We start from the raw sequence: 25,506 nt of genomic DNA, 5'->3' as shown, positions 1-25,506 counted from the left end.
CCTGTTTCCAAAGACTCGACACCATGATTCCCAAAAGACATCCGACAGCGCGGCTGCCGCGCAAGCGCATGCTGCCTGCCATGCTGGCCTTGGTACTGACAGGGACGGCCGTGCCCGTATCCCAACTTGCTGCGGCCCCTGCACCAGCGGGCTTGGCTGGGGCGGAAATGCTGGCTGCGGCGCAACCGACCGAGAGTGGAGTGCGTGTACACCGCACCAGTTTCAAGGACCTGGGGGCCCTGTTTCCGCTGCAATTGCGGGGTGTGGACGGCACCAGCGGTGTGGCGTTCAGCGTGCGCAACGACGAAGTGGTCACAGGCGCGCGACTGAAGCTGAACTACTCCTACTCGCCCGCCCTGCTCCCCAACCTGTCCCATATCAAGGTGCTGGTGAACGAGCAGGTGGCCGCCACCATTCCGGTGACCACGCAGCAGGCGGGCGAAAACCTGCAGCGCGAGATCGTCATCCCGCCGCGCCTCATCACCGAGTTCAACCGGCTCAACCTGCAGCTGATCGGCCACTACACGATGGAGTGCGAAGACCCGCTGCACTCCAGCCTGTGGGCCAACGTCGGCAACGACAGCGTGCTGGAACTGACGGTGGCGCCCGTGGCCCAGACAAACGATCTGGCGCTGCTGCCGCAGCCTTTCTTTGATCGCCGCGATGTGCGCCCGCTGGAGCTGCCGATGGTGTTCGGCGCAGTGCCCAACACGGGCACCTTGCAGGCCGCAGGCACGATGTCGTCCTGGTTTGGCGCGCTAGCGGGTTTCCGGGGAGCGAGGTTCCCGTCACTGGTGGGCGAACTCCCCGCGCGCGGCAACGCGGTGGTGATGATCGCGGGCAAGGCGCAAGCGCCCGCCGGGCTGACCCTGCCAGACATCCAGGGCCCCACCGTGGCCGTGGTGAGCCACCCGGCAGACCGCCATGGCAAGCTGCTGCTGGTCATGGGGCGGGACGAGGCCGAGCTTGGCGTTGCCGCCAAGGCACTGGCCATCGGTTCCTCGGCCCTGTCCGGCCCGCTGGCACGGATCACCGAGGTCACGGAACTCAAGCCCCGCAAGCCGTACGACGCGCCCAACTGGCTTTCCAATGACCGGCCCGTGAAATTTGGTGAACTGGTCGAGGCCGATGCGCTCAACGTGTCCGGCTACTCGCCAGACCTGATCCGCCTGAACTTCTTCCTGCCGCCCGACCTGTTCGCATGGCGCCAGAAGGGCATCCCGGTGGACCTGCGGTATCGCTATACCCCGCGCCCGAACCCGGACAAGTCCACCCTCAACATCAATGTGAACCAGCAGTTCCTGCGTTCGTTGCCCCTGCACGCAGTGAACCATGAAGAACCCGGCGCTCTGGACCGCCTGCTGACCAAAGTGGTCCCCAAGGGCGAGATGGCGCCGGAGCGCGAGACTTTCCACATCCCGCTGTTCAAGCTGCCGGCCCAGTCCCAGCTGCAGATGCATTACTACTACGACGTGGTCAAGCAGGGCGCCTGCAAGGACGTGCCACTCGACAACGTCCGGGGCTCTGTCGAGGCCGACTCGACCATCGACATCTCCGGTTTTCCGCATTTCATCGCCATGCCGGATCTGGCGGCCTTTGGCAATGCAGGGTTCCCGTTCACACGCATGGCAGACCTTTCAGAATCTGCGGTGGTGATGCCCGACAAGCCGGGTGCGCAGGAATATGCGGCCTATCTGGGCCTGATGGGTGTCATGGGGCGCGTCACGGGATACCCTGCCCTGGGCGTGACCGTGGCGCAGGCCCAGCAGGTGGAGCGGCTTGCCGACAAGGACCTGCTGGTCATTGCCTCCGGCGGCAACCAGCCCCTGCTCAAGCAATGGGCCAGTTCCATTCCGGCCCTCCTGCAGGGCGAAACCAAGAGTTTCCAGATGTCGGACTTTGCCAACCGCCTGCTGCGCTGGTGGGGCTTTGGCGAGGACTCCAGCGTGCACGCACGGCGCAGCCAGGTTGCGTTTTCCAGCGACAGCACCGATGCTCTGGTGGCAGGTTTTGAATCGCCTTTGCGCGGTGGCCGCAGTGTGGTGCTGGTTGCCAGCAACCAGCCTGCAGGTCTGTCGCAAGTGATGGATGCACTGCTGGATGCCGAAATGCTCAAACACGTGCAGGGCAGCACCACGGTCATCCGGGGCAAGCAGGTGGACAGCCTGGTGGCCGAGAAAAACTACCATGTGGGTCAGTTGGGCCCCTTGCTGTATACCCAGTGGTTTCTTTCGCGCAATCCGCTGTTGCTGATTGTCCTGGGCGTGTCGGCGGCGGTGCTGATAGCGATCATCATGTACCTGTCGCTGAGAGCGCGCGCACGGGCCCGGCTGAAGCAAAAAGGCTGAGGCGGTGCAAAGCACGCCCGGCTGTTTCTGAATCACGCAACACATTCCCGGCACCTCGGTGGCCGGGAGCCTCGCAGGGAGAAGGAAGGCATGTCCTCCAAACGTCGTCGTCATCAAACACTTGCCATGGGGTTGCTGGCCTCGCTGATGGCCCCCGTTGCCTGGGCGCAAACCGGGGCCGAGCAGACCCTGCTGGACCAGGGGCAGTACTGGCAGGAGCGCGGCGACACGGAACGCGCGGGTGAGGCGTGGCAGAAGCTGCTGCGCATCAACCCCCAGAACGCCCAGGCCCTCTATGGGATGGCGTTGGTGGAGCTCAACGCCCGCCGCCCCGAGGGCGCCCAGCGCTACCTGAACCAGTTGCAGGCAGCCCATCCGCGCAGCCCGCTGGTCAGCCGGTTGCAGGAATCCATCCGCACGGGCCGCAGCGCACCCCAGATCGAAACTGCGCGCCAGCAGGCCCGCAGCGGGCAGGCCAGCCAGGCCTTGAGCACCTACCAGGCGGCACTGGGAGACCGCGCTCCCACCGGCCCCCTGGCGCTGGAGTACTACCAGACGCTGGGCGCCACAGCAGGCGGCTGGGACGAGGCCCGTCGGGGTTTGAACCGCCTGGCGCAGGAATCGCCCGAAGACCCGCAGATTGCGCTGGCCCTGGCGCAACACCTGACCTACCGCGAATCCACACGCCGCGAAGGCATCGCCCAGCTGGCGCGGCTGGCCGGGCGCCCCGATGTGGGCAAGGCGGCGACGGAAAGCTGGCGCAAGGCGCTGGCCTGGACGGGCAATCGCTCGGCCGACATCCCGCTGTACCAGGAATTCCTGCGCGCCAATCCCGGAGACACGGCCGTGCAGACGCGCCTGGTGCAGGCCCAGAACCTGCAAAAACAGTCTCAGGCAGCTTCCGTCCGGACGGCCGACCCGCTGCGCCAGCGGACGACAGCAGGGTTCCAGGCCCTGGACGATGGCGAGCTGGATGCTGCAGAGGCCGCATTTCTGAACGTGCTCGAATCCCGTCCCACCGACGGCGATGCGCTGGGTGGCCTGGGCATTCTGCGTTTACGCCAGGAACGGTTTGCCGACGCGCGCGGGCTGCTGGAGCGGGCCTCGCGTGCGGGCTCGGCCAGCCGCTGGAAACAGGCGCTCGACAGTGCCACCTACTGGAGCCTGGTCGAGCAGGCCACCTCCGAACGCGAACGCGGTGAGACAGCGGCAGCGCGGCGTTCGCTGGAGCAGGCTGTGCGGCTGAATCCGGCCGAAGTCACGGCCGAAACCGACCTGGCAGACCTGTTGGTCGAAGATGGCCAGTACGACGCCGCCGAGGCGGCCTACCGCCGTGTGCTCGCGCGCCAGGCCGACAACCCCGACGCGGTGCGGGGCCTCGTGGGCGTGCTGGCGCAGAACAACAAGGCGGCCGAAGCCCTGGCGCTGGTGGAGAAGCTGTCACCCTCGCAGCAAGAAAAGGTGGGAGCCCTGGGGCGCCTGCGTGCTGCGCAGGCATTGGGCCAGGCCCGCGCAGCGACGGAGCGTGGCGATACCGCCGCCGCCCGCGCAGCGCTGGAAGATGCCCTGCTGAACGATCCGGCCAGCCCCTGGGTGCGGCTGGACCTGGCCCGCCTGTACCTGCGCATGGGCGCGGTGGCCGAGGCGCGGGGCGTGATGGACGGACTGCTGCTGTCCAACCCCAACATGCCCGAGGCCCTGTATGCCAGCGCCCTGCTGGCCTCGGAGGCTGGTGACTGGCCCAGCGCCTTGGCGCTGCTGGACCGCGTTCCAGAAAAGCACCGCACCCGTGACATCGCCGCGCTGCAAAAGCGGGTGTGGGTGCATGTGCAGGCATCAGCTGCGTCGGCGTTGGCGGCCGAAGGTCGCCAGACGGAAGCCCTGGCCACCCTGGCCCAGGCCGAGTCCTTTGCCACCCAAGACCCCGAATTGCTGGGCGCCATGGCCTTGGCCTACGCGGACGCTGGCGATCCGCAGCGCGCGCTCGGCATGGTGCGCCAAGTGCTGGCGCGCACCCCCCGGCCCGATGTCGGCCTGCGCCTGCAGTACGCTGCCACCTTGCTCAAGACCCAGCAGGATGTGGAACTGGCGGGCATCCTGCGGCAGCTGCAGACGGCCCCGATGAATGACCGCGAGCGCAAGAGTTTCAGCGACATCCGCCGCGCCTACATCGTGCGCCAGGCCGATGGCCTGCGCGAGGCGGGCGACCTGGTCGCGGCCTACGACACGCTCGTTCCCTTGCTGGCCGAGCAGCCCGACGAGCCCCTGGCCATGGCGGCACTGGCCCGCATGTACGCGGCCAACAACGACTATGCCCAGGCGCAGGCGCTGTATGCGCGGTTGCTGGAAAGGTCTCCCAATGACGTGCCCCTCATCCTGCAGACCGCAGCCATGGCCACGGGCGCCAAGGACTACGGCTATGCGGAGTCGCTGCTGTCCGTGGCGCTCGCGCGCGCTCCGCGTGATCCCGAAGTGCTGACGGCCGCTGGTCGGTTGTACCGGGCGCAGGGCAAGAATTCCAAGGCCACCGAGTTCTTCACGGCTGCCGTTGCTGCCGAAAACGCGCAGCGCGATGCCGTGCTGGCCGCCAGTGGCGTGGCGGCGGGGCCTGCACGTTCGGGCAATCCATTTGCCCAGCGCGCGGCATTGCAGCAGCGTGCCGGGGGCGGCCTGTCAGTGCCTGGTGCTGCAGCCGTCGCACGGTCGCCGGTGGGCTACACCCCCCAGCAGTACGCGCCCCAGCCAGTAGCGCGCAGCAACAACGCACCTGCAGGCCTCTACATTCCCGACCCGGCCGGTGCAAGCCGCTTTGGCACGGCACCGCAGGCCTATGCGCAGGCCGCTCCCATGACGCCCGCCAGTTACTACCCCGAGGCGTCCAGCCCGGTGGCGGCGGCTGACACGGCGGCTTCGACCAGCGCTGCGCGGCGCAACGCTGCGGCACTGCCTTCTTCGACCCCACGGTCGGTGGGTGCCTCTGCGGCGGCGGCGCCGGCCATGTCACCTGTGTACGTGCCGCCAGCACAACCCATGCAGCCGATGGGCGCTACGGCCCCGGCTGCGGCGGGCTACTACACGCCTGCACAGGCCTACGGTGGTGGGTATGCGGGCGGCGCCCAGTCCTTGCCTGCGCAACGCGCAATGCCTGCTCCTGCAGCACCTTCTGCCTGGTCCACGGCGGGCCTGGGCAACGTGCCCGACCCCACGCGGCCCCGCACGGCCCGCGATGAGCTGCGCGAAGTGCAGCAAAGCCAGATTTCTTCGTTCTCCGTGGGCGCAGTTGCGCGCGCACGGCAGGGCGAGGCGGGCATGAGCCAGCTTTCCGAGATCGAAGCGCCCGTGCAGCTCAAGATGAGCGTGGGTGACGGTCACCTGCTGCTGGGCGTAACGCCCACGGGCGCCAGCGCAGGTTCGCCCGGCTCGCCCTACGGCACCATCAGCCGCTTTGGTGGTGGTCCGGTCACGGCCCTGGCCATGCCCGAACGCGGTGCGGGCTCGCAAAGCGACAGCGGCGTCGGCCTGAGCGTAGGCTATGAAAGCGGAGGCTTCCGGGCAGACATCGGCAGCACGCCGCTGGGCTTCGGCCAGTCCGATGTGACGGCAGGCGCAAGATACCGCACAGCCCTCACCGACGACCTGACCGTGGCCGTGGACCTCTCGCGCCGCCCGGTGACCGACAGCCTGCTGTCGTTTGCCGGTGTCCGTGATGCCCGGACCGACGACCGCTGGGGCGGCGTGTCCGCTTCCGGGGGCCGCGTTGATCTGACCTGGGACGATGGTGAACTGGGGATCTATGGGTACGGTTCGCTGCATGGCCTGACCGGTACCCGCGTGCGCAGCAATGCGCGGGCCGAGCTGGGTGGCGGGATGTACTGGCATGTGCACCGCACATCGAACGCCGACCTCACGGCGGGCCTGAGCTTTACGGGGCTGTCGTACCAGCGCAACCTGCGCTACTTCACGGTGGGCCATGGTGGCTATTTCAGTCCCCAGCAGTTCGTGTCCTTTGGCATTCCCGTCGAATGGGCGCAGCGCAATGGCCGCCTGTCCTACCAGCTCAAGGGCTCGGTAGGCGTGCAGTATTTCAAGGAAGATGCGGCGCCGTATTTCCCCAACAGCCCATCGCGGCAAGTCTCGGCAGTCCAGGCAGCCGCCGACGCGCTGGCCTTTGGCGAAACGGGCGCCACGGCCATCTACCCCGGCCAGTCCCGCACGGGCCTGGGCTACAACCTGGGTGCAGCCATGGAATACCAGATGCATCCGCAGGTGTTCGTGGGTGGACACCTGTCGCTCAACAACGCACGCAACTACCGCGAGTTCGCGGGTGGCCTGTATGTGCGCTATGCCTTCCAGCCCTACAACGGCCTGCAGGCGTTCCCGGTGAACCCCTTGCGGTCACCGTATAGCTACTGAACTTTTCAGGACGCTCACTCACCCGCTCTCTGCAGTCCACAAAAAGGCCCGTCGCACTTCACGTGCGACGGGCCTTTTTTGGCTCTCTTCCATTTCGGGTGGAACGCCACATTCCCCACCAGAGCCATGGTCAGGCCCTTGCTTTTCGCAAAGGACTGCCTGGCAGGTGAGTGAGCTTGCCAGCAATCAAGAACGCCATGGCGATGAAGTGATCGGTGGTGCCATAGCCACGCGCCTTGGCCTTAGCTGCTTGCAACAGTGAGTTCACCGCCTCCACATAGCCGGTGTGCAGATGAGAAGCATCAAACGCCTGGAGTATTCCCGCCCAGTGTTGCTGGATGGTCTTGGCCAAGTCCTTGAAGGGCTGCAAGCGGCTGCGTTGCGCCCAGTGCAGCCATTTCTTGAGTGCCTGTGCACTGCTGGCGGCATCCGCGTCTGAGTTCCTGTAAACATCGCGCAGCGCCTCCTTCATCCGCCACGCCCTGGCGGTCTTCAATCGGGTGCGAGGCAGCCAATCCATCTTTGCCTGCTCTTTGTCCGTCCACTTGGCTTTGTCCTTGAGCCAGCACCAACGGGTCTTCTTGAGCCAGCGCTCGCCCCGGGCCTCTTCCCGCCGCACTGCGTCCACTGCCCGGTTGGCCATCTGCACCACATGAAAGCCATCAAAGGCAATGGCCGCCTGGGGCAAGTGCTGGCCTGCTCCTGCGATAAAGGCCTTGGACATGTCCATGCACACCACCTGGATGGCTTCGGGCCTGCCTTGGTGGCTCTTGAGGTCCGCCGCAAAGCGCTGCACGGTGCTGGCATCCTTGCCGGGTGTGGCGTAGATCAGTCGCGCCCGCTCAAGATCGTGCACCAGGGTGATGTAGCTGTGGCCTTTGGCGCAGCTGGTCTCATCGATACCGATGACCGCCACACCCGCGTAGCTCTCCTTGGCGCGCGCCAAGCTGACATGGGCATCGATCTGGCGCCACAAGGCGTTGTCCGCACAGCGCAGGATGCGTGCACACGCGGCCACCGGCATCTCACGGGCCAGCGTCAGAGCCAGAGCCTCGAACATGAGCGTGAAGCGGCTGCCCTCTCGCGCCCAGGGAACACTCAGCTGGGTCGTAGAGCTGCAGGCGCTGCATGACACGCGAGGCAGCGCGCAGTGCACGTAGGCTTCGAACTGAAAGAAATCAAGATGCCGCCAGCTGCGCTGGCGGTGGTCATGCAGTTTCTGCTCAGCTGCGGCGCAAACGGGGCAGGCGGCACTGCCCGATTGCCAGACCACGTACAGGTCGATGCGGCTGCGCTCGACATCCAGTGCAACACGCTCCACAGCCCAGGGCGCGGCCAGCCCCAACGCTTGGCAGAACAACGCTTCTTGCATCGGGAGGGCTCCTGTTCAGGGGGTGTCAATGGATTTATTTGAACTGTAGTGTTCCACCCGAAACGGAAGAGAGCCCCTTTTTTATGGGCAACCCGCTTGTGGCGGGAGCGCTGTCTGCGTGCTAAATGGCGCTTGCGCGGGGTGAAGGCGCTGTAAGCCAAGGCCCATGGGCCGACCACAGGGGTACCGCAGTGATTGCTCGATTGGAGCACCCCCCCGCCTAGCGCGAGGGGGGCTCCCTTGCCGTTACGGCGTGGTCTGCTTGGCGCCCACAAACACGGTGTGGGCACGTGTGCCAGCCACGGACAACCCGGCAGTCAGAATGCGCAGGCCAATGACCTTGCCATTCGCATCGAACTGTGCCGATGCCGAGCCGGACTGCGGCGGGCCCGAGGACAGGCCGCAGGTGATGGGTGCGTTGGGGCTGTTGAGGTAGCCGAATGCCTCGACGCGGTACAGGTTCAGACCACTGCCCAGTTCGCCCAGGAGCTTGCCCGCCACTTCACAGCCGCTGGTGGTCAGGCCCGTGATGGCGCCATCGGCAAACACCGTCAGCGTTGTAGTGTCGCCACCAAAACCCGTGCCAGCCATCTTGTAGGTACCAACGATCAGAGCCGCGTTGGGCACCTTGCCGGAGGGCAGGGCGTACAGCGGGTCGGGCGTCACGCTGAAGCGGGTGGGGAAACCACCTGGCTGCGTTGGGTAGCTGAAGCTGCCGCTGAACAGGCCGGCGGTGCTGGTGCCATCGCCACTTTGGAGCGTGCCGTCGATCAGCACGGACTCGTTGTAGGCGCCCGTGTTGGCCAGCAGGCGATTGAAGAACACGCCGTCGTTGGCCGTCACAAAACGGTTGTTCGTGACGTTGTTCTCGTAGCGGATAAGGCGGCCATACAGCGCGTTGTGGTCCAGGCTGCTGTTGGTGTAGAAGAACAGGCCACCGTCCGGCAGCACGCTGCCCCAGACGGTCGTATCGCCAATCACGCCTGCAGGCAGCGTGAAGGAGCCCTGCCAGTTGCCTGCCACCGACAACGGCGTGGTGGAAGGCGGTACTGTGGTGCGGGGGTCGGCAATGCCGTTGAGGGTGAAGGTGTTGTTCGGGCCCGTCGCATTGCGCGTGAACACCCAGATGCCGTTGGGCACCCCTGCCGCATCAAACCGCAGCACGGCGATGCCGGATTGCTGCGTGCCGCTGGCCTCGCAGGAGGTGGTGTCGCCCGAGAGATTGAGCGTCATCGAATACAGCGGAGAGTCTGCGGCGCGTGGCGTGGCCGTGCCCGTGACCAGGCAGCCGCCGATGCGACCCGAGAGCTGGCCCTGTGGGGTGACGGTGAGTACCCATCCACCGCCAAACAGGCCGGTACCCCGGTAGGTGCCCTCGACCAGGCTCGCGCGTGCGGGGTGGAAGTTCAGGCTGCTGTACGAGAGCTTGATCGGCACCACCGCGCCGGACGCAGCGGCCGTCTGCACCGGGTCGGAGTAATTGCCGCTGATGCCGTCGGTGCGGCCGATCTTGCCGCTGTTCGATGCCGTGCCACGCAGCGTCAGGCCCGTGGCAAATTTGCCGTCCTGGACCGAGTAGTACGTGACGCCAGTGGCCAGCACTGCCGTGACGTTGACATTCAAACGCCCGTAAATCGCATCAAAGCCCGCTGCGCCCGGGGCCTCGCGTGCCATGTAGAACTCGCCCCCGGTGCCCAGCGGGCCGGGATCGATGTAGCCCACCACCTGCCGCTGCGCAGCGCCGGTGCCCACCGTGCCCTCCCATATGCCGCCGGGGTATTGCTGTACGCCAGGGGCGGGGCCCACGTCTTCGCCGTCGGACGAGCCGCCGCCGCAACTGGCGAGCAGGGCCGCACAGGTCAAGGATAGCCAGAAGTATTTGCGCATGATGGACAGAAAGAGGATCAGTAGGTAATTGGGGAGTCTTCGAGATGCCGCCGTGGCGCGCGAGGCGTTATCGACGGGCCAGCGAGCGCGCACTGGTGCATGCTGGCTGTCTTGCTGTTTCTAATTGTGCCAGCAGCGGGCGCAAGGGACGACAGGAAAATGGCATGCCAGAGTTGGGCGGCAGGCTGTGGGGCTGCGGTGCGCCCACGGGGAATGCGAGCTCGGATGTCGGCTGGGCCACGCCTGTCAGGTGCACCTGAATGCATCTACGATCATTTGCTATCAATAATATAGCTATTCCCGCTTGTTCATCAAGCGCCAGAGCCTGTTTTTTCTTGGATTTCAGCCTGCTGCAAAGAAAAGGGCCGACCCCTTTGCAGGAGCCGGCCCTTGCCACCGCGCGGGGCTTCGAGGATGGCGGCTCAGTCGTCGTTGGTCGCCAGGCTGATCAGGATGCGCAGCACGTACCAGAGCATCAGCGCGATCGATGCAAACAGGTGCAGCGCAGCGCCCGCAGGGCGGTCGGCGGGGTAGTCGTGGATGATGCGCGAGGTGTCGTACAGCACGCAGGCGCCGGCAAACAGCACCATGATCCCCGAGAACCAGATGCCCAGCTTGAAGCCAAAGATGGCGCCGGCAATGATGGTGCCCAGGGCCACCAGGCCACCCACCTTCAGGATGCCCCCCAGGAACGAGAAGTTGGTCTTGGTGGTGAACGCCGTCCAGGTGAGCGCGCCCACCAGCAGCAGCGTGATGAAGGCCGCAGCGCCAATGGCACCGGGGGCCACGATCTGGGCGATGCCGAACATCGGCGCGAAGATCAGGCCTTCGGCCAGCACATACAGGCCCAGGCCCATCAGCTGTGTTTGCGGGCTCTCTGCGTTGTCGGCCATGTACGAGGCCAGCCAGCCCACCAGCATGAACGCGCCCATGACGCCCAGCCACAGGAACTTGTTGCCGCTGGCCAGCAGCATCTTGGCCGCTGTGCCGGAAAATCCGGTCGCCATCAGGACGGCGGAAAGCACCACGAAGGCCAGCATGGCCACACCGAGGTGCTTGTAGGTAGCAACGATGAAATCGCGCCGTTCAAACGGTGCGCCTTCCGGCGTCGAAGGGGTCAGGACATTGGGATTCATAGCGTATTCCTCGCTCTGTGTGTTGGTTGTGAAATCACGGGAGGGGCGCACCAGGCGCCTCCTCCCTCCCTCTCTGTGAAAATTTCTCAGGCCGCGCTGAGCTGCTGGCTGGAGTCCGCTGCACGCAGCCTGCGGTTGGACCACACACCGGCGGCGCCGATCAGCGTCAGCAGGATCGCGAAGATCCAGGTGCCAGCGCCGCTGAAGGACCGGGCGGAGGACGCTGCCTCGGCCTGCAGGCGCTGCCTGGTGGTCTCATAGCTGATCACGGGCTTGCCATCGACCGCCACTTCGTACACCAGGTCGTTGTCGCTCTTGTCCACCAAAGCGGTGATCTTTTCGTCGATCAGGTTGCCAACCAGTTCCTGGGGTGTGCTGTAGTCGATGCGCAGCTTGCGGGCCTCGGCGCCTGCGCCATCGGGCTGGACGCTGATTTCGTAGAACTGCTTGGTAGCGCGGCGCTTGCGCTTGACAGTGACCTCCGAAGCCTGCGTCACCGTGCCTGCCACGCTCTGCAGGCTTTCCCGCGCTGCGTAGGCATGGTCGCCATCGGCCTTCCAGCCGCTGTACAGCGACAGGCCGATCAGGCCGGGCCCGGCCAGTAGCAGCAGCCACGCGTAACCGGTGATGAAAATCAAAATCTTGCGAACAAAGCCTGGCATGGCTATCCCTCTCTTGTGCTGTTGAATGTTGTTGTGACTAACCAGAATTTGCTGGCGGCACCGCGGGCCAGCCGCCAACAAGCGCCCGATGATCTTCGAGTTGGGCGCAACCGGTGTAAGAAAGTGTTGGCGCCGTTGTCCCCGTGCCGCACTGGACAAACTGAGGGGGTGGTGAGGGCGCTGGCCGTTGTAGAAGAAGCGCTGCGTGCCGTTGCCTCAGCCTCTCAGCGCTTCTTGACCATCGTGCGGGCGCAAAAAAAGGCCCGCAGCGTCTGTGCTGCGGGCCTTTTTGCAAAAGCTGGAAAGCGCGGCTTTTAGAACGGGATGTCGTCATCCATGTCGTCAAACCCCGAGGCTGCGCGGGGTGGCTGTGCCACGGGCGCAGGCGCAGGGCGCTGGGCAGGGGCCGCCATGGGGCGTGGTGGGGGCGCGGCGCGGCGGGGGGCCTGGTCGTAGCCGCCGCCCTGGTCGCCACCGCCGTAGCCGCCATCGTCGTATCCGCCGCCTTGCTGGCCACCACCCTGGCCGCCGCCCATGCCCTGGCGGCTGCCCAGCATCTGCATCTGGTCGGCACGGATCTCGGTGCTGTACTTTTCCACGCCGCTCTGGTCAGTCCACTTGCGGGTGCGCAGGCTGCCTTCCACGTACACCTGCGAGCCCTTGCGCAGGTACTGGCCAGCGATCTCGGCGAGGCGGCCGTTGAAGACCACGCGGTGCCACTCGGTGGCTTCCTTCATTTCGCCAGACTGCTTGTCTTTCCACTTGTCGGTGGTGGCAATCGTCACGTTGGCCACCTGATCGCCACTGGGGAAAGTGCGCATTTCAGGGTCGCGGCCCAGGTTGCCGACGATGATGACTTTGTTTACGGATGCCATGGTGCTGTTTTTGCCTTAAAGGGATGAAAGAAGCGCCGGATTTGGAGAAGGATTCCGGGCGCCAAACGCGCCATTGTGCCGCAACCGGCTCGCAATGGAAGCTCTGGCGGCATGGCTCGATCCACCACTCAGTGGCCGCCGCGCCCCAAGGGCCGCAGGGGCCAGGTCAGTACCAGCCACAGGGCCGTGAGCACGGTGGTGGCGGCAAACAGGCCCGGCGCGCCGGCCCATTTCACCAAGGCGCCGCCCAGCGCGCCGCCCGCAAACAGGCCCAGCGATTGCAGCGTGTTGTAGCTGCCCAGCGCCGCGCCGCGCAGCTGCGGCGGCGCCATGCGCGACACCAGGCTGGGCTGGCTGGCCTCCAGCGCGTTGAATCCGCAGAAAAACACAAACAGCAACGGCCCCAGCACCCACAGTGTGGGTGTGCTGCCGCTGCCCGCCAGCAGGCCCAGGCCTGCCTGCACCAGCAGCACCAGTGCGATGGCACCCAGCAGGGCGGCGCGCAGGCGGCCCGCGCGCTCCAGCGCAAAGAGCCCGCCCATGGCCGCAAACGAGAGCACCACCGCAGGCAGGTAGACCTGCCAGTGGTGGTCTTTGGAAAGGCCCGCCTGCACCAGCATGGCCGGCACGGCCACCCACATGGACAACTGCACGGTGTGCAGAACGAAAACCCCCAGGTTCAGGCGCAGCAGGTCGGGGTGGGCCCACACATCGGCCAGGCGGCCCCGGGGCGCATTCTGGTGCTGCGCGGTTTCTGCAGGCACCCACCAAATCACCACCGCCACGCCCGCCAGCGCCAGGGCGCAGGTCAGGCCAAACAGGCCCGTCAGCCCGATGTGGGCTGTCAGCACCGGTGCGGCCACCAGCGCGACGGCAAACATCAGTCCGATGCTGCCGCCCACCAGCGCCATGGCCTTGGTGCGCACGGCGTCGCGGGTCTGGTCGGCCAGCAGGGCGGTCACGGCGGCCGATACGGCCCCGGCGCCCTGCAGCGCGCGGCCCACCAGCAGTCCCGTGAGCGAATCGGCCAGCGCGGCCAGCAGGCTGCCCGCCGCAAACACCAGCAGGCCCAGCACGATCACGCGCTTGCGCCCAAACCGGTCGGACGCCATGCCCAGCGGCAACTGCAGCACGGCTTGCGTCAGGCCGTAGATGCCCATGGCAAGCCCCACCAGCGCGGGGTCATCCCCACCGGGGTACTTGCGGGCCTCCAGGGCAAACACGGGCAACACCAGGAACAGGCCCAGCATACGCAGCGCAAAGATCAGCGCCAGGCTGAGGCTGGAGCGGCGCTCCTGCGGGGTCATGGCGGTGCTGGAAGGCGACTGTGGCAGGGGCTGGGATGCGGACGTCAAAACGGAAGAAGAGGGTTCCGGCACGATGATGCCCTGTGGGCGGGGTAAAGCGGCGATTCTCGCCCATCCGCGCGTTGAGGGTGGCAAGAGCACACCATGCACGCGCCCCTACCATGGGAGGACTACGCCGTACGGTGCCCCGCTGCGGCTGCGTTCTGCCCGGGATTACCGCTGCACCTGCCGACTCAGGGGAGCGCGGTCTGGGAGGGAGTCGGTCAGCGCAACGGCTCACAACGCGGCGCAGATTTTCTGTACTCATTCCGCGGGCGTGAGGTGGGCGGTGGGCAGCACCAGTTCGGTGGTCTGCCGTGGCTCGTAGGGCGACTCAATGCCTATGAACTGGGGCAGCGCGCCGGAGCGCACCTTGCGGTACAGACCCTTGGGGTCGCGTCCCTCCGCAACGGCAAGCGGCACGTCGACGAACACTTCCGGAAAGTCACCCTGAGCAAACAGCGCGCGGGCCGCATCGCGTTCGGCCCGGAAAAGTGAGATGAGCGCCACCGCCACTATCACGCCCGCATCCACAAAAAGGCGTGCCACCTGCGCGATGCGGTGGATGTTTTCTGCCCGGTCCGCATCCGAGAAACCCAGATCAGGGTTCAGGCCCTGCCGGATGTTGTCGCCGTCCAGGATGTAGGTGCGTTTGCCCTGGCGATGCAGTTCCCGCTCCAGCGCGTTGGCAATGGTGGTTTGCTGGTGCGGACAGGCCCGTCAGCCACACCACCCGGCTGGGATGGCCCGCTAGGTGCTCGCGCTCGCTGCGCGTGACGGTGAGCGCTTCGGTATGAAGAAAAGCAGCGGCAGGACGGCGGGTCGCGAGCGCCCAGGCGCCATGCCGTCCTGTGCCATCAGCAGGTGCGCCGCCGCAGCTGCCGCCATCCCAGCAATCCAGCCAGGGCCGCCAGCAGCAGCAATCCCCATTCATTCAGGGTGGGGATGCCCGTGGCGGCTAGGGGCGCGGCCAGGACCACGGGATCTACGAACGTGCCGTTCACCGCAGCATCTTCATCGCGTGCTCCGCCGTCCTGGATGGTGTAGATCACTTGGTTGCCGCTGACCGCGGGCGTGAACGGCTGCCAGGGCGGCGTCGCGGCCGGGTTGTACTTCATCAACACGGCCCCGGCGGGCACCGGGTTCGGGAACGTGATCGTCACCGTCAACACACTACCGGGGTCGCACTGCGCTGCGGTGAAGGCCGCCATGTTGTACGGGTAGGAATACCCCGCAGGTGGCGGCGTGCCGACCGACCCAGCGGGAGCGAACGACGTGCTGGTGAAGGTGCACGTGGGGCTGTTGTTCGCGATGGAGACCGTCATTCCGCTCGCTCCATCCACCACGCTTTGCAGCGGCGCACGTGTCACCGTCAGCGTGAACGTCTTGGTGGTAGTGCCATTGGGCGCGGTGACCACCACGGTGACGGTATTGCTGCCGATGTTGAGTGTGACGGCGCCGGACGCAGCGCCGCTGGCCACTGGTGTTCCGTTCACCGTCACGGTGGCGCCAGCTGCGGCGACAGTGGGGATTACCGTCAGGGTGTTGATCGCGTTGTTTACCGATGCCGTGTAGGCCGTGGTGCCCGCACTGAACGCCGGGACTAACGTCCCGCTGCTGAGCGCCAGCGCCGACAGGTCGGCGTTCGCCGAAGGCGCCACGGTCACCGAATAGGCCTGGGCGCCGGTGAAGGTGTTGGCGTCGGTCGCGGTGATGGTGAAACTGGCGGCGCCGGCCGTGGTGGGGGTGCCCGACACGGCGCCCGTGGTGGTGTTCAGCGCCAGGCCGGCGGGCAGGGTACCGGCCGTCACTGCGTAGCTGTAGGCGGCCAGGCCGCCGCTGGCCGTCACCGTCTGGCTATAGGCGGTGCCTACCGTTGGGTTGGGCAGGGTGCTGGGTGCAATGGTGATCGTGGGGACCGCGATCGTCACGCTGTATGCCCGCGCGCCCGTGAAAGGTGCTCCTGTGCCCGTGGTCGAATCCGTGGCCTGAACGCTGAAGGTGAAAGGACCCGCTGCGGTCGGCGTGCCAGAGAGCGTTCCTGCGGCGGAGAGAGTGAGCCCTGGGGGAAGGGCGCCCGCCACCACTGCGTAGCTGTAAGGGGCGGTGCCGCCGCTCGCACTCACCGCCTGGCTGTACGCCACACCCACCACCGGGGCGGGCAGCGAGACTGGCGCCACGGTGATCGTGGGCCCCGCTATCGTCACGGTGTATGCCCGGGAGCCTGTGAAGCTGCCGTTGTCCGTTGCCGTGACGGTGAAGTTGAACGTTCCAGCCGCCGTGGGGGTGCCGGTGACCGTCCCCGAAGTGGTATTCAGCACCAGGCCCGCTGGAAGTGCCCCCGCAGTCACCGCATAGCTGTAAGGCGATGCGCCGCCGCTGGCCGTCACCGTCTGGCTGTAGGCGGTGCCGGCGGTGGCATTGGGCAACGTGGTTGGTGCGATGGAGATGGTGGGTGCCACGATGTTCAGCGTCAGAGGCTGGGCAACGCTGCTGTAGGGGCCGGTGGCAGGCGGCGTGGAACTGCTGCTGTCGGTGGCGCGCACTGAGAAACTGGCGCTGACAACGGCCGTTGGCGTGCCGGAGAGGGTGCCGTTTGCTGCCAGGCTGAGCCCCGGGGGCAGGCTTCCGCTTGTCACCGAATACGTATAGGGGCCGGTCCCGCCGATGGCTCCCGCCAAAGGCTGGCTGTAGGCCACGCCGACCGTACCGCTGGGCGGGCTGCCTGGTGAGTACAGGATGGTGGGCGCGCTCACCGTGATGGTCACCGTGGCGGGGGCCGATGTGCCGCTGGCGTTGGTAGCCGTGTAGGTGAAGCTGTCGGGCCCGCCGTACCCCACTGTGGGGGTGTACGTGATGGACACGCCGCTGGCACTCGCTGTGCCGTGGCTGGCGGGCGTTGCGATGGCGACGCTGGTCGCCGTGCCCGTGATGTTCAGCGTGATTGGATTGCTGCTGCTACCGTAGGCCACGGTGGCGCTGACGGCATTGGCCACCGGGGGCGGGATGTAGGTGAACTGGTCGGCCGCGCTGGTGGCGCTGGTACCGCTGGGGGTGGTGACCCGCACATCCACCGTGCCCGTGCCCGCTGGCGCGGCGGCGGTGATCTGGGTGGCACTGTCCACGGTGAAGCCGGTGGCCGCAGTCCCTCCAAAAGACACCGCCGTAGCGCCCGTGAAACCCGTGCCGGTGATGACGACCGTGGTGCCGCCACTGGTCGGACCGCTGGTGGGCGAAATGCCGCTCACCGTAGGGCCCGCAATGTAGGTGAACTCGTCGGCCGCGCTGGTGGCACTGGTGCCGCCCACCGTGGCAACCCGCACATCCACCGTACCCGCCGCGCCGGCAGGTGCCGTGGCGGTGATCTGGGTGGCACTGTTGACGGTGAAGCCCGCGGCCGCTGTGGCACCAAAGACCACCGCCGTGGCGCCGCTGAGATTGGTGCCGGTGATGACCACCGAGGCACCTCCCGCCGTCGATCCGCTGGTGGGCGCGATGCTGGTCACCGTGGGCGGCGCGACGTAGGTGAACTGGTCGGCCGCGCTGGTGACGCTGGGGCCTCCGGCGGTGGTCACGGTGACATTCACGGTGCCTGTACCGGCAGGCGCGGTGGCGGTGATCTGCGTGTCATTGACCACCGAGGCGGTGGCCGTCGTGGCGCCGAATTTCACCACCGTTTCCGAGGGGGCGTTGGTTCCATTGAAGCCGGTTCCGGTGATCGTGACTGAGGTGCTGCCCACCGTGGGCCCGGCGGTGGGCGAAATGGCGGTCACCGTGGGCGTGGGGGCGATCCCCAGGTCGTCCATGGCGAAGTCAAAGTTGTCGTAAGCAAAGCTCACGCGGTCAACGTTGGTCAGTCCAAGGTAGAACGACACCAGTTGCGAGGACGCCGTCGTGACTGCCAGCGGTACCGTCTTTACTGGGTTGCCATTGAGGTAACCCGTGACCGTAATGGTGGTGTCGGAGATGCCGTAGTAGTAGATCCGCACGGCGCTGAGGTTGAACGTGTCGCCGGGGGTGGCGGCGCGGAAATGAGCCACGGAAGGCCCTGTCGCTTCCGGGAGCAAGAAGTCCCCCTGTCCTGCGCAGTTAGTGCAACTGGTACTGGCGGCAGAGTCGCCGTAAAGCCATCCAAGGCCGTCCGGTCCCGCTAAGCCATCGAAGGCGATTCCGTTGTGGATGCCGGCCAGGGAAAGGCTGGTATGTCCGGTGCCAAAGTCCACCACCCCTGTCGTGACGGCAGCCTGCGCGGGCAGGGCCAGCGCCAGCAGCAGAGCCCCCAGCCATGCAAGCCAGAGGCGCACGAAATGGGACACGGGTTTTATGCCCGGGACGGGTGCGGTGTTGGGGTGCATGGCAAGGGCTCTCACAATGACAAGGGTGGATGCGATGGGCTCGGCGAGGGGGTTAGCTGCGCACGGGGAATTCGCCCGAAAGGCAAATGCAGAAGTTCAGCGCCAGATAGGGCTGCATGTTGGTGTGCGGCTGCCCGCCGCCCGTGAAGGGCGCCAGCGCACTGCCCGCCAGCGGGGTGGTGGTGGCGCCTGCCGCATAAGTGGGGCGAGGGCTGGGCCGCGCGCCCGGCACAAGGCCTTTCGCCAGAAAATTGTCCTGTGGCACGGCGGCGGTCGCGTTACCGCCTTCCGCGGTCACGGCGTGGCTGTGCTGCGGCATCTCGCCGGGCTGCAGTGTTTCCGATGCCGTGCCTGCCGCATCCCCCACGGTGCGCGGCGTCAGTCCGGGCCCCGTGCCGCTGCCCATGGGGGCCGTGCCCTGCAGGTTGGGCAGGCCGAAGGTGGTCGTGCCGTTGCCGCCAAATTGCGTACCGATTACCGAGAACAACGCCGTGTTCTGCGATATGGCAACGAGTTGGCCTTGGCAAAAAGCCCAGTGCACGGGCGCATAGTCGAAAGCGAAGGCGCGGATCTCGCCGTAGAACGGGTCTGCCATGCGGGTACTCCTGACTCAGTTGCGGGATGGATAGAGGCCGACGGTGGCGATGCACCAGCTTACGGCCAACGAAGGCTGCATGTTCTCGTGCGCCAGGCCTGTGCCGCTGGGGGCCACAGCGGCCGCGGCCAGCGTGGCGCTGCCGGGCACGGCATATGCAGCAGACGCGGCGTTGGCCGTCTGTGCCAGCACGCCGCCCGCAGGGTTGTTGGTGCTTGCCTGCTCACTGGTGCCTCGCAGAGCGTGGGTATGCGATGGCACTTGCGCGGTCGTCAACGCCACGGCTTCTGCCCCAGCGCTGGTGCCCAGCGGCAGGCTGACGCCCACCACCTGCCCGTACCCCACGGGGGTGCGGCCGCGCAGGTCGGGCAGCGCGAACGTAGTCTGTCCGTTGCCGCCGTAGCGCACCCCGAGCAGAGAAAACAGTGCCTGGTTCTGTGCAATGGCCAGCAGGCTTCCGTTGCACAGCGCCCAGCCCTTGGGGATCTGGCCGAATGCAAACGCGCGAATTTCGCCAATGAAGGGTTCCATGACGTGTTCCTTTCAGTTGGAGCTGGGGTAGATGCCATTCAGGCAGATGATGAAACTCAGCGGCAGCGAGGGCATCACGTTGTTGTGCGGCAGCCCCCCGCCCGCCACGTCCACCGTGCTCGCCGCAAGAGTCTGCGGGGAGGTGGTGCTGGCCGCATACAGGTTGAAGCCGGTCACGGCGGCGGGTACCAGGCCGGCGGGGTTGGTACTGCTGGCCGCACCGCCCCCGACCATCGCATGCGTGTGGGCCGGAGCGTTGTTGGGCAGCAGGGTGACTTGCTCTACCCCGACTCGCTCGCCCAGGACGCGGACGCTCAGGCCCGTGCCCTGCCCAACACCGATTGGCAGCCGACCTCGCAGGTCGGGCAGTGCGAACGTGGTCACCCCGTCTCCGCCGTAGGTGGTCCCCAGCAGGGCAAAAACGACGTCGTATTCTGAAATGGGCAGCGACCTACCGTCGCACAGGGCCCAGTTCTGGGGCGCGTAGTTGCCCGCAAAAAGGCGAATTTCGCCAATGAATGCTTCACTCATGTCAGGGGTTCCTCCTCGGGTGGTGAATTCAGGCGGGTGATGACCGCCTGGTAGGACAAGTCCCCTGCCGCGCCGCCCGTGACGGGACCGAGGAACAACGGAAAACGCCCGAGGTGGGGATGCACCAAGGTGTAGGTGTCGTGGGCCGGGCGGCCCATATCGGGCCCGGTGAAGTACAGCGAGCAGACCTGGTTGCGTTGGCCTTTCCAGGGCGTGACTTCCACCAGGCGCAACGAAGCGGGGGGAGCGCCGCTCGGAAGCACAAGCACGAAGTCCGTTCCCACCCACGGCGCGAAGTCTTGCGCAGGGGGCAGCGGGCCGAGCGCGCTGGGCCGCCGCATGTACAGGTAGACGTCCTTGTCCGCCTCCAGCTGGAATCCCAGGCGTTGGTAGTAGCCAAGGATGGGGTTGTTTCTTTCAACATGCAGGCCGATGGGGATTCCGTTAGTGTCGGACTCCACGACCAGCGATTCGAGCAGCAGCCTCCCGATGCCCCGGCGGCGCCAGGCCGGCAGCAGCGCGATGTCCACCAGACGGGTTTCGCCCGGGTTGCGGTCCAGGTACAGGCGCCCGGCCACTTCGCCGTCGCACAACACCAGCAGAAATGAGGGGTTGGCGTAGGCGGTCTGGTACTGCGTGTGCTGAAAGGAGAACTGCTGGCGCACAAACGCGTCCCACGCTGCGTCGGGCCAGCCCAGCAGTTGGCGCTCCTCTTCACGCGTGGAGGCGAAGATGGCGAGCAATAAATTTTCGTCCTCGGACTGAATGGGACGAAGGGCCAAGTTGGCCGGGGCAACGCAAGGGCTAGAGTCGCTGGCAGGGGCAGTACTCATACAAAAAGATCGACCCCGGCCTCCTCTTGCTCACACTCTCTCAGCCAGCGGGTCGAATTGTGAAGAATTATTAAAAATCAGTATAGGCACAGCATTTCCAAACACGCAAGAAACGGTTGCGCATGGGCCGGGGGTGGAAGCGCAGCGCACACAGGACCTCTGGCGACGCTGCATGAGTCTGCGCAAGGCGGCGGGCCCGGATGAAAGGGGGACCGGCGTCGGCGAGCGTATAACTCGTTGCAATTGAAAGTAATTGCAACGAGGCCCGCCGCGCGGGCCACGGTGCGCGGCACGGCAGGAAATTGTGCGGTGCTGCTTTCAAGCAAATGACCGAAAACCGGGTGGACCTCTGCGGTCCAACCAGGGTAGGCCCCTGTGCAGAGTGCCAAGGAGGGTTTGCCCCCGCCCCCGGATGCGCCTTCGACCGCACCGCCTCTGCAGAAGATGGTCCGCGCCTATCATGGTGGGTTCGACCTTTTCTGCCGCACCATGCCCGTTTCCGATCTTCCCCTTGATGCACGTCCCGATGACGGCCTTTACCTCGCCCGCGCCCTGCGCGAGCAGCGCATCAGCATCCGGGGGGCGCGCACGCACAACCTCAAGAACATCGACCTCGACATCCCGCGCAACCAGCTGGTGGTGATCACCGGGCTGTCGGGCTCGGGCAAGTCCAGCCTGGCGTTCGACACGCTGTATGCCGAGGGCCAGCGGCGCTATGTGGAGAGCCTGTCGGCCTATGCGCGGCAGTTTCTGGGGCGGCTGGACAAGCCCGATGTAGACCTGATCGAAGGCCTCTCGCCCGCGATTTCCATCGAGCAGAAGGCCACCAGCCACAACCCGCGCTCCACCGTGGGCACGGTGACCGAGATCCACGACTACCTGCGTCTGCTGTACGCCCGCGCTGGCACGCCGTATTGCCCCGACCACAACCTGCCGCTGGCCGCGCAAACGGTGAGCCAGATGGTGGATGCCGTGCTGGCCTTGCCCGAAGACACCAAGCTCATGCTGCTGGCCCCCGTGGCGCGCGAGAAAAAAGGCGAGTTCACCGAGCTGTTCGCGCAGATGCAGGCGCTGGGCTACGTCCGCTTTCGGGTGGATGGCCAGATTTACGAGCACGAGAACCTGCCCGCGCTCAAGAAAACCGAGAAGCACAACATCGACGTGGTGATCGACCGCATCAAGGTGCGGGCCGACCTGCAGCAGCGCCTGGCCGAGAGCATCGAGGCGGTGCTGCGCGTGGGCGGGCACGAGGGCAATGGCCGCGTGCTGGCGTTGGAGATGGACACGGGGCAAGAGCACCTGTTCAGCAGCAAGTTCGCCTGCCCCGTCTGCAGCTATTCGCTGCCGGAGCTGGAGCCGCGCCTGTTCTCGTTCAACTCGCCCATGGGCGCGTGCCCCGCGTGTGACGGCATTGGCCAGCGCGATGTGTTCGACCCGGCGCGTGTGGTGGCCTTCCCCACGCTGAGCCTGGCCAGCGGTGCCATCAAGGGCTGGGACCGGCGCAACGGCTACTACTTTGCGATGCTGGAGAGCCTGGCCAAGCACTACGCGTTTGACATCGAGGCGCCGTTTGAATCTCTGCCCGCACCGGTGCAGCACGCCATCCTGCACGGCTCGGGCGAGGAAGAAATCGCCTTCAGCTACATCATGGACAGCGGTGCTTCCAAGGGCAAGGTGTATGCCAAGAAGCACCCCTTCGAAGGCATCATCCCCAACATGTCACGGCGCTACCGCGAGACCGATTCGGTGGTGGTGCGCGAGGACCTGGCGCGCTTTCGCAGCACCCAGCCCTGCCCCGAATGCCACGGCACGCGCCTGCGCCGCGAAGCCCGCCATGTGCGCCTGGGCGAGGGCGATCAGGCCCGCGCCATCTACGAAGTGAGCCACGCCACGCTGAACACCGCCCATGGCTGGTTCAACGACCTGAGGCTGACCGGCGCCAAGGCCGAGATCGCCGACAAGGTGGTGCGTGAGATCGCCACGCGCCTGCAGTTCTTGAACGACGTGGGCCTGAGCTACCTGAGCCTGGACCGCAGCGCCGAAACGCTCAGCGGCGGCGAGGCGCAGCGCATCCGCCTCGCGTCCCAGATCGGCTCGGGCCTCACGGGCGTGATGTATGTGCTGGACGAGCCCAGCATCGGCTTGCACCAGCGCGACAACGACCGCCTGATCGCCACCCTCAAGCACCTGCGCGACATTGGCAACAGCGTGATCGTGGTCGAGCACGACGAAGACATGATGCGCGCCGCCGACCACGTGATCGACATGGGCCCCGGCGCGGGTGTGCACGGCGGGCGCGTGATGGCGCAGGGCACGTACGACGAAGTGCGTGGCAACACCCAGTCGCTCACGGGCCAGTACCTGTCGGGCGCGCGCTCGATTGCCGTGCCCCCGCGCCGCACGCCCTGGCTGCCGGTGCTGGAGCAGGCCGCTCCCGTGGTCGAGGCCAAGGCCAAGTCACGCTTTCCGCAAACCGAGGCCAGCAAACGCCGCGCCGAACGCATGGCCGAACACCACGCGCGCCAGGGTGCCCTGCAGGCGCTGCGCGTGGCAGGCGCCACGGGCAACAACCTGAAGGGCGTCACAGTGGACTTCCCCGTAGGGCTGCTCACCTGCGTGACGGGCGTGTCGGGCTCGGGCAAGAGCACGCTGGTCAACGACACGCTGTACGCTGCCGTGGCCCGCCAGCTGTACCGCGCGCACGAAGAGCCGGCCGCGCACGACGAGATCGTGGGCATCGAGTACTTCGACAAGGTCATCAACGTCGACCAGAGCCCCATCGGCCGCACGCCGCGCAGCAACCCGGCCACCTACACCGGCCTGTTCACACCCATCCGCGAGCTGATGGCCGAGGTCAATACCGCCAAGGAGCGCGGCTATGGCCCCGGGCGCTTCAGCTTCAACGTGGCCGGAGGCCGCTGCGAGGCCTGCCAGGGCGATGGCGTGGTGAAGGTGGAGATGCACTTTTTGCCCGACGTGTACGTGCCCTGCGACATCTGCCACGGCCAGCGCTACAACCGCGAAACGCTGGAAGTGCTGTGGAAGGGCAAGAACATCGCGCAGATCCTGGAATTGACGGTGGAAGACGCCGCCGCCTTCTTCAAGGACGTACCGACCATCGCGCGCAAGCTGCAGACGCTGCTGGATGTGGGCCTGTCGTACATCCGCCTGGGCCAGGCGGCCACCACGCTGTCGGGCGGCGAGGCGCAGCGCGTGAAGCTGGCGCAGGAGCTTTCCAAGCGCGACACCGGCCGCACGCTCTACATCCTGGACGAGCCCACCACGGGCCTGCACTTTGCCGACATTGACCTGCTGCTCAAGGTGCTGCACCAGCTGCGCGACGCGGGCAACACCATCGTCATCATCGAGCACAACCTCGACGTGATCAAAACCGCCGATTGGCTCATCGACATGGGGCCGGAGGGTGGTGCGGGCGGTGGCACCGTGGTGGGCGTGGGCACGCCGGAGGAGCTGGCAGCCAACCCGGCCAGCCATACGGGGCGGTATCTGGCGCCCTACCTGCAGGCGAAATCTGAATGAAAATGGCTGCTAGCGCTTATCTATCAAGCGTTAATAGCTATTGATGCAGTAGCAAATTGCCACTGCATCACTGCAAGCGACGGGCCACCTCCGCATCCAGCGATCCCATGAAGGCCTCCACCGCGCGGGTGTAGTCGCTGTCCAGGCCCAGTTGGGCGTTGATTTCGCCATGGTCCAGGTCCTGCGGCAACACCTCGGCGCGGCCGCCCTGGTTGCGCACGTGGCGGGCCATGGCATCGGATTGCTGGCAGGGGTCGTCCGCCCGCTGGGTGGAGCACACCATCTGCAGGGGCGGGGCGCCTACCGTCCACTGGTGGAAGGGCGACATGGCCACCCAATAAGCCGGGTCAGTGCCAAAGGCGTCGTCGTACAGCGGCAGGTGCGGGGCGCGCATGCGGGCGGGCACGTTCATCATGGCGCTGTCCAGCGAGACCGTGCCCAGCCACGGCCAGGCGCCTTCGCGCAGTGCCTGCGGGGCGCGGGCATTGAGCAGGGCCACCAGGTGGGCTCCGGCCGAGTGGCCCATGAGGATGAAGCGGCTCGGGTCTCCCCCCCAGGTGCCCGCGCGCTGCTGCGCGGCCATGAGGGCGGCCTGCACATCGCGCTCCTGCACGGCCACGGGCGCGTCGGGCAGCATGCGGTAATTGATGGAGATGAGGATGAAGCCCTTGGGCACCCAGCGGTTCACCTTCTCCTGCACCACGCGGCCCATGGCCTTGTCGCCATGCCGCCAGCCGCCGCCATGCACCATGAAGATGACCGGCGCGCGCACCGCGCTGGCTACCAGGCTGTTGGTGCCTGTGGTGGGACTGGTGGGCACATACACGTCCATGCGCTGTGCCGGGTCGGTGCCGTAGGGCACATCGGCGATGCGCTGCACGCCTGCAGACAGGGCTGCCGGTGCGGCGGCTGCCTGCTTTTGCGCGATGAGAGCGCGCAGGCGGCCACCGTTGTGCGCGGTGGTCTGGGCCTGCGCACTGGCAGTGGCCAGCGTGAGCGCGGCGAGGGTGGTCAAGGTGAGGGTGCGGCGCAGGGACATGGCAAGGCTCCTGAGTTCAGAGGGCGGCAATCGATGGCTGGGT

Annotated in this window: 16 protein-coding genes; 3 read left to right on the top strand and 13 right to left on the bottom strand. The window is 66.4% G+C overall.

Annotated elements, in window-relative coordinates:
- Window positions 1–23: 23 nt before the first annotated feature.
- Window positions 24–2,348 (top strand): cellulose biosynthesis cyclic di-GMP-binding regulatory protein BcsB, encoded by a 2,325-nt coding sequence (bcsB, locus tag C8C94_RS17770; RefSeq protein ID WP_121421647.1) that lies wholly within the window; start codon window positions 24–26, stop codon window positions 2,346–2,348.
- Between the two features lie 90 nt (window positions 2,349–2,438).
- The gene (locus tag C8C94_RS17765) at window positions 2,439–6,761 is read left to right on the top strand and encodes a cellulose biosynthesis protein BcsC (protein ID WP_233573506.1); all 4,323 of its coding nucleotides are present in this window, start codon (window positions 2,439–2,441) and stop codon (window positions 6,759–6,761) included.
- Between the two features lie 130 nt (window positions 6,762–6,891).
- Here C8C94_RS17765 and C8C94_RS17760 read toward each other — a convergent pair whose 3' ends face one another.
- The 12 genes from C8C94_RS17760 to C8C94_RS17705 form a co-directional block, all read right to left on the bottom strand.
- Entirely contained in the window at window positions 6,892–8,133 is a 1,242-nt protein-coding gene (locus C8C94_RS17760) for an ISL3 family transposase (RefSeq protein WP_121419550.1), read from the bottom strand.
- A gap of 246 nt (window positions 8,134–8,379) precedes the next feature.
- Entirely contained in the window at window positions 8,380–10,020 is a 1,641-nt protein-coding gene (locus C8C94_RS17755; protein ID WP_233573505.1) for a hypothetical protein, read from the bottom strand.
- Window positions 10,021–10,442: 422 nt separating this feature from the next.
- Window positions 10,443–11,156, bottom strand: a complete 714-nt coding sequence (locus C8C94_RS17750; RefSeq protein WP_121421645.1) for a Bax inhibitor-1 family protein — start codon at window positions 11,154–11,156, stop codon at window positions 10,443–10,445.
- Between the two features lie 86 nt (window positions 11,157–11,242).
- Window positions 11,243–11,818, bottom strand: coding sequence for a hypothetical protein (locus C8C94_RS17745; protein ID WP_055400315.1), 576 nt, complete (start codon window positions 11,816–11,818; stop codon window positions 11,243–11,245).
- Window positions 11,819–12,132: 314 nt separating this feature from the next.
- Window positions 12,133–12,693: a single-stranded DNA-binding protein gene (gene ssb, locus C8C94_RS17740; RefSeq protein WP_055400317.1), complete on the bottom strand. Its 561-nt coding sequence runs from the start codon at window positions 12,691–12,693 to the stop codon at window positions 12,133–12,135.
- A gap of 128 nt (window positions 12,694–12,821) precedes the next feature.
- Window positions 12,822–14,000: an MFS transporter gene (locus C8C94_RS17735; protein ID WP_121421644.1), complete on the bottom strand. Its 1,179-nt coding sequence runs from the start codon at window positions 13,998–14,000 to the stop codon at window positions 12,822–12,824.
- A 303-nt stretch (window positions 14,001–14,303) separates the two neighbouring features.
- Complete coding sequence (cysC, locus tag C8C94_RS25910; protein WP_233573604.1) at window positions 14,304–14,681, bottom strand: adenylyl-sulfate kinase; 378 nt, start codon at window positions 14,679–14,681, stop codon at window positions 14,304–14,306.
- Between the two features lie 215 nt (window positions 14,682–14,896).
- The gene (locus C8C94_RS17725; protein WP_121421643.1) at window positions 14,897–18,394 is read right to left on the bottom strand and encodes an S-layer family protein; all 3,498 of its coding nucleotides are present in this window, start codon (window positions 18,392–18,394) and stop codon (window positions 14,897–14,899) included.
- A gap of 52 nt (window positions 18,395–18,446) precedes the next feature.
- Window positions 18,447–18,989: a phage tail protein gene (locus tag C8C94_RS17720; protein WP_121421642.1), complete on the bottom strand. Its 543-nt coding sequence runs from the start codon at window positions 18,987–18,989 to the stop codon at window positions 18,447–18,449.
- A 15-nt stretch (window positions 18,990–19,004) separates the two neighbouring features.
- Window positions 19,005–19,520, bottom strand: coding sequence for a phage tail protein (locus C8C94_RS17715; protein WP_121421641.1), 516 nt, complete (start codon window positions 19,518–19,520; stop codon window positions 19,005–19,007).
- Between the two features lie 12 nt (window positions 19,521–19,532).
- Window positions 19,533–20,051, bottom strand: coding sequence for a phage tail protein (locus C8C94_RS17710; RefSeq protein ID WP_121421640.1), 519 nt, complete (start codon window positions 20,049–20,051; stop codon window positions 19,533–19,535).
- Entirely contained in the window at window positions 20,048–20,794 is a 747-nt protein-coding gene (locus tag C8C94_RS17705; RefSeq protein ID WP_233573504.1) for an N-acetyltransferase, read from the bottom strand. The genes C8C94_RS17710 and C8C94_RS17705 overlap by 4 nt, the downstream gene beginning before the upstream one ends.
- 579 nt (window positions 20,795–21,373) lie before the next feature.
- Here C8C94_RS17705 and uvrA point away from each other — a divergent pair.
- Window positions 21,374–24,424 carry an excinuclease ABC subunit UvrA gene (uvrA, locus tag C8C94_RS17700; protein WP_121422945.1) on the top strand — a complete coding sequence of 1,017 codons (3,051 nt, stop codon included), beginning with the start codon at window positions 21,374–21,376 and terminating at the stop codon, window positions 24,422–24,424.
- A 67-nt stretch (window positions 24,425–24,491) separates the two neighbouring features.
- Here uvrA and C8C94_RS17695 read toward each other — a convergent pair whose 3' ends face one another.
- On the bottom strand, window positions 24,492–25,463 hold the full coding sequence (locus tag C8C94_RS17695; RefSeq protein WP_121421638.1) for an alpha/beta hydrolase: 972 nt from the start codon (window positions 25,461–25,463) through the stop codon (window positions 24,492–24,494).
- Window positions 25,464–25,506 lie beyond the last annotated feature (43 nt).

The sequence above is a fragment of the Acidovorax sp. 94 genome (assembly GCF_003634645.1).
Lineage (GTDB): Bacteria > Pseudomonadota > Gammaproteobacteria > Burkholderiales > Burkholderiaceae_C > Acidovorax > Acidovorax facilis.
The sequence above is the reverse complement of the archived record's forward strand: the minus strand, read 5'-3'. Positions and strand labels throughout refer to the sequence as shown.